The organism is Bacillus sp. PAMC28571 (assembly GCF_014250435.1).
Taxonomy (GTDB): domain Bacteria; phylum Bacillota; class Bacilli; order Bacillales; family Bacillaceae; genus Bacillus; species Bacillus safensis.
Genome location: NZ_CP060191.1, coordinates 2,351,643 through 2,363,339 on the forward strand (window position 1 = coordinate 2,351,643; position 11,697 = coordinate 2,363,339).

Sequence of the window (11,697 nt, forward strand, 5' to 3'; positions counted from 1 at the left end):
TAAGAATCAAGACAAGTTTTTGATGAGCTCGTCAGCAAACTCAGAACATTTTACTTCTGTTGCGCCATCCATTAATCTAGCAAAATCGTATGTGACGACTTTAGATGCAATTGTTTTTTCAACAGATTGAATCACTAGATCAGCTGCTTCCTGCCAGCCAAGGTGCTCAAGTAAAAGCACGCCTGATAGAAGAACAGAAGATGGATTCACTTTATCAAGACCAGCATATTTTGGTGCTGTGCCGTGAGTCGCTTCAAAAATAGCGTGTCCTGTTTCGTAGTTGATGTTCGCACCTGGTGCGATACCAATTCCACCAACTTGTGCTGCAAGTGCATCAGAGATGTAATCTCCATTTAAGTTCATTGTAGCCACAACATCGAACTCAGCTGGACGAGTTAAGATTTGTTGAAGGAAAATATCTGCAATGCTGTCTTTGACAATGATTTTGCCAGCAGCTTCTGCTTCACTTTGCGCTTTGTTTGCCGCATCTTTTCCATCTTGTTCTACAATACGATCATATTGTGCCCATGTAAAGACCTTGTCGCCAAACTCTTTTTCAGCCACTTCGTAGCCCCAGTTTTTGAAGGCACCTTCTGTAAATTTCATGATGTTTCCTTTGTGAACAAGCGTCACAGATTTACGGCCTTGGTCAATTGCATATTGGATAGCCGCTCTGACAAGACGGGATGTACCCTCTTCAGAAACTGGCTTGATTCCGATACCTGACGTTTCTGGGAAACGGATTTTGTTCACACCTAATTCGTTTTTCAAGAAGTCAATTAACTTCTTCACTTCGTCTGAACCTTTTGCATACTCGATACCAGCATAGATATCTTCTGTGTTCTCACGGAAGATCACCATATCTGTGTCTTCTGGACGTTTCACAGGAGAAGGTACGCCTTTGAACCAGCGAACTGGACGTAAGCATGTGAATAAATCAAGCTCTTGTCTAAGTGCCACGTTTAATGAACGGATTCCTCCGCCAATTGGTGTTGTTAGTGGTCCTTTAATCGCAATTAAGTATTCACGAATGTCTTCAAGCGTTTGCTCAGGAAGCCACTCTCCAGTTTTATTGTAAGCTTTCTCACCTGCATATACTTCTTTCCAAGTGATTTGCTTTTCACCTTTATATGCTTTTTCTACAGCTGCTTCAAGTACTCTTGATGCTGCTTTCCAAATGTCAGGACCGATTCCGTCCCCTTCGATAAACGGGATAATTGGATTATTTGGTACATTCAATACGCCGCCAGTAACTGTAATTTTTTCGCCTTGTGACAATGATATTACCTCCCAGGTTATGTAGTGAATATTTGAAACTTCTTGGCTTGATGTCTGCAAGCAAAAAAGTTTTTCACGTGATTCGTTTTTTGTTGATATAGAGGCTGATTGGCCTTTTGAAATCAGCCCCCGCTTATTCTATAAACATTAGTCTCTTTCACTGATCGGAACAAAGGTTTGAAGATCAGGTCCAATGTAATCAGCTCTTGGACGGATGAGTCGGTTGTTATCATATTGCTCTAGAATGTGAGCAATCCATCCAGAGAATCGGCTGATCACGAAAATTGGTGTAAACAAGTCATGATCAATGCCAAGACTGTGATATACAGATGCAGAATAAAAATCAACATTTGGTGGAAGATTTTTCTCTGATGTCACGATTTCCTCTGCGCGAACAGACATTTCATACCATTTCGGCTCGCCAGTGAGGTTTGTTAAACGCTGGCTCATTTCTTTTAGATGCTTTGCACGCGGGTCACCTTGACGGTATACACGGTGGCCAAAGCCCATAATTTTTTCTTTCTTCTCTAGCTTACCATGAATATAGGAATCTACGTTTTCAACTTCGCCAATTTCTGAAAGCATCTTCATCACGCCTTCATTAGCGCCGCCATGAAGCGGTCCTTTCAGCGCACCGATCGCCGCTGTCACACCAGAGTAGATATCTGATAGTGTAGCAACACATACACGCGCTGTAAATGTCGATGCGTTTAATTCATGATCCGCATGTAGAATAAGTGCCTTATCAATGGCTTCAATTTCTACTGGTGACGGCTCTTCGCCATTTAGCATATACAAGAAGTTTGCAGCATAGCTGTATTCTTCTTTTGGCTGTACAGGCTCAAGTCCTTTGCGAATGCGAGAAAACGCAGCGACTAGTCCAGAAATTTTCGCCTGTAAGCGAATCGCCTTTCTGTAATTCGCTTCTTTGTCCATAATCTCTGATTCGTCATCGAGTAAACCTAGTAAAGATACTGCTGTACGAATCGCAGACATTGGATGAACCCCATCGAGCGAATAAGATTTAAAATGCTCAATGATTTCTTGCGGAATCTGAGCATTTTCATTGAGCTGCTGTTTTAATTCACTCAGCTCCTGCTCATTCGGCAGCTTTAAGTGCCATAACAGGTAGACAATTTCTTCGAATGTAGCTTTTTCAGTTAAATCATCGATATTGTACCCTACATAAGTAAGAGTATCATCAATAATTGAGCTTACGGATGAAGTTGTTGCCACGATACCTTCAAGACCTCTTGTTGCTGTCATGTTCAATCTCCCCTTTTTAAAAAGATTCCCCTTCGTTGCAGAATTCTCACTTTTTGAAAGCGCTATCCAATCCGAATAAGATAGCAGGCTCAGAAAAGAAAATGCTTACATTTACCTATACGGTTAGAGCGCTTTTAGCCTCATATCTCTTGTATGATCAATGAGTTCAAAATTAAGCCTATTCCCATTATAAACAATAATCAGACATTTGTTAAATGTTTAACTATAATTTTTTTTGATATTTTTTTTTCCAGTCTCCCATATCAGGCATGGAATAAAGGGATTTTGCTTCTTTTAATATATTTAATTATGTTTTTTTGCAAAAGCTCACGCAAGAAAAAATTTAAAAAAGAAAGTGGCAGGAACCACTCTCTTTTCACCCGCTGAAAAATTTCACAGCCTGCATCGCCAAATAAGCAATTCCTGCCCCGATAAGCGGCCCAACAGCCACTCCTTTAAATAAGCTGACTGCCAAAATGGTGCCGAACACAAGCGCTGCCGTAATATGCGGATCATTTTCGAGTAGCACAATACCGTTTTTTGCAATTAATGCTACTAATATACCCGCTCCAAGAGCTATCCAAGCATAGGAAGATTTCATCGCTTCTCCAAGCTGCTTAAATCCAATGTCACCTGTTGCAATCGGGACCAGCACAGCAATGGTAATAACGGTGACTCCCCAATTAATGCCTTTAGATTGGAGAACCGGGAAAATTTTTTGATCCAGGCCAATCAGCTTAATCGCGATCAGCACAGAGACCGCTACAATTAACGAATTGTTTTTTGCAATAAGTGCAATAACGAGTAAAAGTACCAAAAATAAATTTGCTTGAGTAAACATACGCCGCTCCTTTCTTTCTTTTTATTGCGACCTTTTCATATTACTAATCTTTTTGAATAAAATGAAGTATCGGACATGCTTGTTTTTTGGAGGGGATTGTGTGAATCACGCCTATGTGGCCATTTTTTTGCGAAGTTTGATGATGATCAGCATTGCTGTTTTTGCTGTTGTCTTTTTATATCAGTCTTTTCCGTTTTTATATCCTTTTTGGATTGCCCTTATTGTGTCTTGTTTGATTCATCCTGCCGTATGCAAAATCGAAGAGATCACCGGAATGCCGAGAGGATTTGTTGTGGTCATTGTGCTCTTGCTCTTTTTAGTCGCAGCTGCCGGGTTAATGACGCTTTTAGTTGCGGAAATCATTTCAGGAAGTGCTTATTTGGCAAAAGTGCTGCCTGGCCATCTTGATCAAATGATTGGTATTTTAGAGCAATTTTTCACAGACAAGATTCTGCCTTTATATCATGATATGACGGCCCAATTTAATACGCTTCAAGCAGGTCAAAAGGAATCGATTTTGGGACAAATTCAAGCACTCGGTGATGAAGCGGCCGCAAAAATCGGGACTTTTCTTTCGAAAACACTCGAGCTTATTCCAGCGTTTTTAGGTCTTTTGCCTGATGCAGCAGCCACTCTGTTGTTTTCTGCTCTCGCAACTTTTTTTATCACGAAAGATTGGTTTACGTTAAAAACATATGGCTCACGTATCTTTCCCGCAAAATGGATGCAGCATACACGCGCCATTTTATCTGAAATCAAAAAAGCCATTACCGGCTTTATGAAAGCCCAGCTCCTACTTGTGGCCATGACGATTGGTATTGTATTGATTGGACTCATCATTTTAAAAGTTGAGCACGCCCTTGTGATTGCTTTATGTATTGGGCTCGTCGATTTACTTCCATATATCGGGAGCGGCACTGTTTTTCTACCGTGGATCATTTATTCTGCTATGACAGGAAATCTTTCCCTTGCCATTGGGCTGGGCATTTTGTATATTGTCGTTCTCATTCAAAGACAAATATCAGAGCCAAAAGTCTTAAGCAAATCCATCGGACTTAATCCTTTAGCAACGCTTGTGGCGCTATTTGTCGGGTTAAAATGGTTTGGTTTTCTTGGACTTGTGATTGGCCCTGCTTCCCTTGTCGTGTGGCAGGCGTTCCGTAATGCAGGAGTTTTCAGAGATATTTATGAGTACATTCGGTATGGCATGCAAAAATAAAAGAGACCTTCAGCCTGAAGGTCTCTTTAACGAATGATCGTGTAGCGGTTACGATTAGACATGTTTCTAAGCCAGCGTTCAAAGAGCGGCTTGATTCCCTTTCTCGTCACCGGAATGAGCAGCAAAGCCCCAATGAGATCCGATAAGAAGCCTGGAATGAGCAGCAGCAGACCGCCGATTAGAATGCAAAAACCATCGACAATCGCTCCCCCTGGCATCTTTCCATATTGCAAATCTCGCTGCACTTTTTGGAAGGCTTCTATTCCTTGTTTTCTTGCGAAATAAGCACCTAAGGCACTTGTCAGCACGATGAGCAGCATCGTTGGCAAAATGCCAATGATTTTACTTGAGATTAAAAATAAACTAATTTCCACCGCAGGGAACAGAATTAATAATAGTAGAAAATATTTCTTCAACCATATCACCTCATGGGGTATCTTTCATGAAAGCTGTTTACTTTTTTTAGTGTAACATAAAAAAAGAGAGGAGTCAGACAACTCCCCTCTAGTATGATTTAAAGGACGCTTGCACGGCCTTTGTAGATCGCTCCGCGTGCTGGATCTACTGTAATCTCTTCGCCTTCTTTTAAAAGTGTTGTGGCGCTGTCAAGACCAACAATCACTGGGATACCAAGGCTTAGTCCAACAACTGCTGCATGGCTTGTTAAACCGCCCTCTTCTGTGATAAGGGCAGATGCTTTTTCTAAAGCTCCCATCATATCACGATCTGTGCAGTTTGCAACTAGGATCGCACCATCGTACATTTTTTCTTCTGCTTCTTTTCCGCTTTGTGCAATGACAACCGGTCCAAATGCAGATTTACGGCCAATCCCTTGACCTTTCGCAATGATGTCACCGACAACATATACTTTCATTAAGTTCGTCGTACCTGTTTCACCAACTGGCACACCTGCTGTAATGACAATTAAATCGCCGTGTCTTACATAGCCTGTTTCAATTGACTTTTCTACTGCATTCTCAAGCATTTCATCAGTAGATGTCGTTTTTGATCCGCTCTTTGCAAATACACCGAATACGAGTGATAGCTTTCTCGCCACTGATTCGTTTGCAGTAACTGCTACGATTGGTGCTTTTGGTCTATATTTTGAAATCATTCTTGCTGTATGTCCGCTTTCCGTCGGTGTCACAATCGCTGCTACATCAAGCTTCATTGCTGTATGTGCAACAGATTGACCGATCGCGTCTGTAATGCTGACTTCTACTTCTTCGCTTCTGCGGGAAAGAATGGCTTTATAGTTTAGTGCTTCTTCTGAACGTGATGCAATGTTGTGCATTGTTTGTACAGCTTCTACTGGATATGTTCCTGCTGCTGTTTCACCAGAAAGCATAATCGCATCTGTGCCGTCAAAAATAGCATTTGCCACGTCACTTGCTTCCGCACGGGTAGGACGTGGGTTACGCTGCATGCTGTCGAGCATTTGAGTCGCTGTAATGACAGGCTTGCCTAAACGATTGCATTTTTTGATCAGCATTTTTTGAACAAGCGGTACTTCTTCTGCCGGGATCTCTACACCAAGATCTCCACGCGCAACCATTAAACCGTCAGATACCTCAAGGATCTCGTCGATGTTATCAACACCCTCTTGGTTTTCAATCTTAGGGATGATTTGAATATCAGTCGCATTGTTCTTTTCAAGAAGCTCACGAATTTCAAGAACATCAGAAGCTCGTCTCACAAAAGAAGCTGCGATGAAATCGACGCCTTGTTCAATTCCAAACAGAATATCATTGGCATCCTTTTCTGTAATACCTGGCAGGTTCACACTGACGCCAGGGATGTTGACGCCTTTTTTGTTTTTGAGCGTGCCTGTATTCATGACTTTAGTGACGATTTCTTTGCGGTCCTTGTTAATTTCTTTTACTTCTAAACCAATCAGACCATCATCTAATAGAATCGTTGAACCTACTTCTACATCATGAATTAAATCTTCGTATGTCACACTAATTTTTTCCGTATTTCCAACAATGTCTTCCATACTCACGATAAGATCAGCACCAGCGACTAGCTCAATTGAGCCGTTTTCAACTGTACGTGTACGGATCTCTGGACCTTTTGTATCTAGAAGGATCGCAATGTCCTTGCCTAATGTTTTACCTGCTTTACGTATGTTTTCAATGCGTGCACCATGCTCTTCAAAATCTCCATGGGAGAAGTTTAGTCTGGCTACATTCATTCCTGCTTCAATCAATTCAGTCAGCTTTTCAATGCTTTCACTTGCTGGACCGATTGTACAAACGATTTTTGTCTTTCTCATTACTGTTCCTCCTAAGGTCTTCTCGTTTTATATAGAGAGCTCTTGTGAAAGTCGGTACATATTTTTATCGACTGTATGTTTTTTATCTAAGATTTCTAAAATATCGTGATGAACGAGTTCATTGCTTTGAATGCCTACACAGCGTCCGCCTTGTCCTTCAAGAAGAAGCTCGACTGCATATGCTCCTAAACGGCTTGCCAGTACACGGTCAAACGCACTCGGAGAACCTCCGCGCTGAATATGCCCTAAGACAGATACACGTGTTTCAAGGCTTGTCTCCTCTTCAATCCGCTTACCAAATTCAACACCGCTGCCTACGCCTTCTGCAACGATGATGATACTATGCTTCTTGCCGCGTTCGTGACCTCTTCTTAACCTAGCAATAATTTCGTCCATGTCATAGTCTGCTTCAGGAATCAAAATAGATTCGGCTCCGCCCGCAAGACCTGACCAAAGAGCAATATCACCAGCATGTCTTCCCATTACTTCCACTACGTATGTACGTTCATGAGATGTGGCTGTATCACGAATTTTATCAATGGCATCAATGACAGTATTCAGTGCTGTATCAAAGCCAATAGTGAAATCAGTACCTGGAATATCGTTGTCAATCGTGCCTGGAACACCTACACATGGAAAACCGAGCTCTGTTAATTTCTTTGCTCCCATAAATGACCCGTCTCCACCAATGACTACAAGTCCTTCAATACCGAATTTTTTTAAGTTTTCAATTCCCTTTTCACGACCTTCAACTGTCTTGAATTCAGGACATCTTGCCGTGTAAAGTTTTGTTCCTCCACGATGAATGATATCGCCTACTGAACCTATTTCGAGTTTCTCAATTTTACCGTTAATTAGACCCGAGTATCCATTATAAATACCGTAAACTTCAACATTATGGTAAATTGCTTTCCTTACAACTGCGCGCACAGCTGCATTCATTCCTGGGGAATCCCCACCGCTTGTTAAAACTCCTATACGCTTCATCTTTTTCACCTCAGAGACCATATATGAATTAAACATACCATTTCCACTGCTTGAAAACAATCATGAGCAAATTTGGATGTTTTCAATACGAATTTCTAAAACCGTACTTATTATACAATTAAATAAACCGTTTTTAAACAAAAGTTAAGAACGTCATGAAAGCAAATCTCTCTGAAATCTGTAAAGGCAAGTGCTATAAACCTTGTCATATCAAGGTTTTCAGACGTTTCAAATTTTATGAAAACAAAAGAAAATTATTTTCAAATAGCGCTTACATGAAGACGGTTTTCATGAAAAAAGATGAAAAAAATAAACGCCAGCCAAAAAGGCTGTACGTTTATTTAGTTTACCCCAATATATTGATTTTCAATCGAGACTTTCCCGATTGCTTTGTATTTTTCATATCTTTGTTCGACTAGTTCTTCAGGCGTTAGTTTGAGCAAAGATGTAAGTGACTGTTTTAATGTTTTTTCCATGTAAGCTGCTTGTTGTTTCACGTCTCGATGTGCTCCACCTTGCACTTCTTTAATAACATCATCTATAATATCTAATTCTTTTAGGTCTGGAGCGGTAATTTTCATTGATTCTGCAGCTTTTTTCGCAAGTGATGAATCCTTCCAGAGCAGTGCTGCTGCACCTTCAGGTGAAATCACTGAATATGTTGAGTTTTCTAGCATGAATAGGTGGTTTCCTACGCCTAAGCCTAGTGCGCCGCCGCTTCCGCCTTCTCCAATGACAATACAGACAACTGGTACACGAAGTCCTGCCATTTCGAATAGGTTTTTCGCAATTGCTTCACTTTGTCCGCGCTCTTCAGCCGCTTTACCAGGATAAGCTCCTTTTGTATCAATAAAGCAAATGATCGGGCGATTAAATTTATCTGCTTGTTTCATCAAGCGCAGCGCTTTACGGTAGCCTTCTGGATGAGGCATTCCGAAATTACGGCGCAAGTTTTCTTTTGTATCTTTACCGCGCTGATGGCCAATAACCGTGACAGGAAGCCCTTTAAACGTGGCAATTCCTCCAACGATCGCTTCATCATCACCATAAAAACGGTCACCGTGACATTCGAAAAAGTTGTCAAACAGCTCTTGAATGTAATCGAGAGTTGTTGGGCGCATCGCATGCCGAGCAATCTGCACTCTGTCCCACGGCTTTAAATTTGTATAAATGTCTGCTTCAAGCTTGCTCAGACGTGTTTCAAGGCGCTCAATTTCTGCACTTAAATCCATTTCTGAGTTTTGTGTGAACTTTTTCAGTTCATCAATTTTCGCTCGAAGTTCAATGACAGGTTTTTCAAATTCTAGTTCTCCAGCCACTCTCGTTCACCTCCTGTGCTGTGTAGTGCTAAGATTCGGCCTAGTGTTTCTTTCATTTCTGCACGATGGATCACAGCATCAAGCTGTCCATGCTTCATTAAAAATTCAGCCGTCTGGAAGTCCTCTGGCAGGTCTTCACGAATCGTTTGTTCAATGATTCTGCGGCCTGCAAAACCAATTAAAGCACCAGGTTCTGCAAAATTGTAATCACCGAGAGACGCAAAACTAGCTGATACACCGCCAGTTGTTGGGTTCGTCATCACAGAGATAATCAAACCTTGATCCTCGCTGAACAGTTTTAATGCTGAACTTGTTTTTGCCATCTGCATGAGACTGAGAATTCCCTCTTGCATTCTCGCTCCGCCAGAAGCAGTAAAGATAATAAATGGCACCTTGTCCGCTTTTGCTTTCTCGATCGCCAGCGTGATCTTTTCACCAACAACGGATCCCATGCTGCCCATACGGAACGTGGCATCCATGACAGCAATCACAGCACTTTGGCCTTCAATTTCACCTTTACCAGTGACAATGGCTTCATTCAAAGATGTTTTTTCTCTGTCTTTCTCAAGCTTTTCTTCGTAGCCTGGGAAACCGAGCGGGTTTGATGAAATGAGGTGCCCGTTAAATTCTTCAAATGTGCCTTCATCTACAAGGCTTTCAATACGCTGTTTTGCATTCATTTGCAAATGTCTGCCGCAATTCATACAAACACGTAAATTTTTATCTAGTTCTTTGGTGAGCATTATTTTTTTACATTGCGGACATTTGGTCATGATGCCTTCAGGCACATCTTGACTTGCCTGTTCAGAGGGTACAGATGCATATTTTTTCTTTTTACTGAAAATATTCTTGATTGACAAATGACTACCTCCCTTTTTGAAGGGTTTTTTCTTTACACGCACATCCACTATTATAGGACATGTCATAACTGTACCGAAACTATTGTACTTTTTTTGTCAAACGCTGTCATCCTTCATTCAATTTTTTCAGTGGGGAATTGATGAGAAATGAGTATGTGTTTGGGGCGCTGAGCAGTTGATATGTTTGAATTGTGAACGTCTACAAAAAAATCTCATTCCGGATGAAAAAATTTTCGCGTAAGAGAGGAAATGGTGCACGTTTTTCTCCAGTTTCAGAAAGAACGTGCACACTTTTCCAGTTGATTATTCGCCGATAATCGTTAATTTTCTTGTTTTTTCAGCGACAGCTTCTGGGTCGACCTTGATTCTTGCAACGCCAGTTTCCATTGCTGCTTTTGCCACCGCTTTTGCTACCGCTGGTGCTACGCGTGCATCAAATGGTGCAGGGATGACATATTCAGCTGACAATTCTTCATCTGAAACAAGAGACGCAATCGCTTCAACAGCTGCGATTTTCATTTCTTCGTTAATGTGAGTTGCACGTACATCTAATGCTCCGCGGAAAATTCCTGGGAATGCCAGTACGTTGTTCACTTGGTTCGGGAAGTCAGAACGGCCAGTTCCTACAACACTTGCTCCTGCTGCATGTGCATCTTCTGGCATGATCTCTGGATTTGGATTAGCCATAGCAAAGATGACAGGATCTTTTGCCATTTTTCCAACCATTTCTTTTGTTAAAGCGCCTGCCACAGAAACCCCGATAAAGACATCTGCGCCTTCAATGACCTCTTCTAATGAACCTTCTTTACGGTCTTGGTTCGTGAATTTAGCTACTTCGTTTTTCACTGCATTCATACCGTTCGGGCGGCCTTCGTAAATAGCACCTTTCGTATCACACATAATGATATCACGTACACCGAAATGATAAAGAAGCTTGATAATCGCAATTCCTGCTGCTCCGGCGCCGTTTGCCACTACTTTAATTGAAGACATGGATTTTCCAGATAGCTTCAGTGCATTCACAAGTCCTGCTACTGTCACAATCGCTGTTCCGTGCTGATCATCGTGGAAAACTGGAATGTTTGTCTCTTTTTTCAAGCGCTCTTCGATGATAAAGCAGTTAGGAGCTGCAATATCTTCAAGGTTCACACCGCCAAAAGTCGGCTCAAGAAGCTTCACTGTTTCAACGATTTTGTCTACATCGTTCGTTGCAAGCGCGATTGGGAAGGCATCTACGCCTGCAAAACTTTTGAATAATACAGCTTTCCCTTCCATTACTGGAAGAGATGCTTCTGCACCGATATTTCCAAGTCCTAAAACAGCGCTTCCGTCTGTGACAACAGCGACCATATTGCCTTTCATTGTATAATCATACACTTTGCTTGTGTCGTCATAAATATCTTTACATGGTTCTGCAACACCAGGTGAATAAGCCAAGCTCAAGTCTTTCGCATTTTTCACTTGTACTTTTGATTTTGATTCGAGTTTGCCTTGATTCTCTTTGTGCATATGTAATGCTTCTTCTCTTAATGACATGTGATGAACACTCCTTCAAGTGGAAAATGATTTAATGATTTGCTAAATTGATAAGCACATACTGGCAGTTTTAAATACACAGAATCTTTAAAATGATAACACAATAGGTGAATTTG

At 41.4% G+C, this 11,697-nt stretch carries 10 protein-coding genes; 1 reads left to right on the forward strand and 9 read right to left on the reverse strand.

Annotated elements, in window-relative coordinates:
* Window positions 1-6: 6 nt before the first annotated feature.
* The 3 genes from icd to H7F25_RS11865 form a co-directional block, all read right to left on the reverse strand.
* The gene (icd, locus tag H7F25_RS11855) at window positions 7-1,278 is read right to left on the reverse strand and encodes an NADP-dependent isocitrate dehydrogenase (RefSeq protein ID WP_024424789.1); all 1,272 of its coding nucleotides are present in this window, start codon (window positions 1,276-1,278) and stop codon (window positions 7-9) included.
* Between the two features lie 147 nt (window positions 1,279-1,425).
* Window positions 1,426-2,544: a citrate synthase gene (gene citZ, locus H7F25_RS11860; RefSeq protein ID WP_024424790.1), complete on the reverse strand. Its 1,119-nt coding sequence runs from the start codon at window positions 2,542-2,544 to the stop codon at window positions 1,426-1,428.
* A gap of 376 nt (window positions 2,545-2,920) precedes the next feature.
* Window positions 2,921-3,385, reverse strand: coding sequence for a DUF441 domain-containing protein (locus H7F25_RS11865; protein ID WP_024424791.1), 465 nt, complete (start codon window positions 3,383-3,385; stop codon window positions 2,921-2,923).
* A gap of 100 nt (window positions 3,386-3,485) precedes the next feature.
* Between H7F25_RS11865 and ytvI the strand changes: the two genes are divergently transcribed.
* The gene (gene ytvI, locus H7F25_RS11870) at window positions 3,486-4,604 is read left to right on the forward strand and encodes a sporulation integral membrane protein YtvI (RefSeq protein WP_024426142.1); all 1,119 of its coding nucleotides are present in this window, start codon (window positions 3,486-3,488) and stop codon (window positions 4,602-4,604) included.
* A 26-nt stretch (window positions 4,605-4,630) separates the two neighbouring features.
* Here ytvI and H7F25_RS11875 read toward each other — a convergent pair whose 3' ends face one another.
* The 6 genes from H7F25_RS11875 to H7F25_RS11900 all read right to left on the reverse strand — a co-directional run bounded on the left by H7F25_RS11875 (window position 4,631) and on the right by H7F25_RS11900 (window position 11,581).
* Window positions 4,631-5,020, reverse strand: coding sequence for an FxsA family protein (locus H7F25_RS11875; protein ID WP_024424793.1), 390 nt, complete (start codon window positions 5,018-5,020; stop codon window positions 4,631-4,633).
* Between the two features lie 98 nt (window positions 5,021-5,118).
* The gene (gene pyk, locus H7F25_RS11880) at window positions 5,119-6,879 is read right to left on the reverse strand and encodes a pyruvate kinase (RefSeq protein ID WP_024426143.1); all 1,761 of its coding nucleotides are present in this window, start codon (window positions 6,877-6,879) and stop codon (window positions 5,119-5,121) included.
* A gap of 27 nt (window positions 6,880-6,906) precedes the next feature.
* Entirely contained in the window at window positions 6,907-7,866 is a 960-nt protein-coding gene (gene pfkA / locus H7F25_RS11885) for a 6-phosphofructokinase (RefSeq protein ID WP_024424794.1), read from the reverse strand.
* A 341-nt stretch (window positions 7,867-8,207) separates the two neighbouring features.
* Complete coding sequence (gene accA, locus H7F25_RS11890; protein WP_024424795.1) at window positions 8,208-9,185, reverse strand: acetyl-CoA carboxylase carboxyl transferase subunit alpha; 978 nt, start codon at window positions 9,183-9,185, stop codon at window positions 8,208-8,210.
* Window positions 9,170-10,045, reverse strand: coding sequence for an acetyl-CoA carboxylase, carboxyltransferase subunit beta (accD, locus tag H7F25_RS11895; protein WP_024424796.1), 876 nt, complete (start codon window positions 10,043-10,045; stop codon window positions 9,170-9,172). The genes accA and accD overlap by 16 nt, the downstream gene beginning before the upstream one ends.
* A gap of 303 nt (window positions 10,046-10,348) precedes the next feature.
* Window positions 10,349-11,581 (reverse strand): NADP-dependent malic enzyme, encoded by a 1,233-nt coding sequence (locus H7F25_RS11900; RefSeq protein WP_025092260.1) that lies wholly within the window; start codon window positions 11,579-11,581, stop codon window positions 10,349-10,351.
* Between the last annotated feature and the right edge of the window lie 116 nt (window positions 11,582-11,697).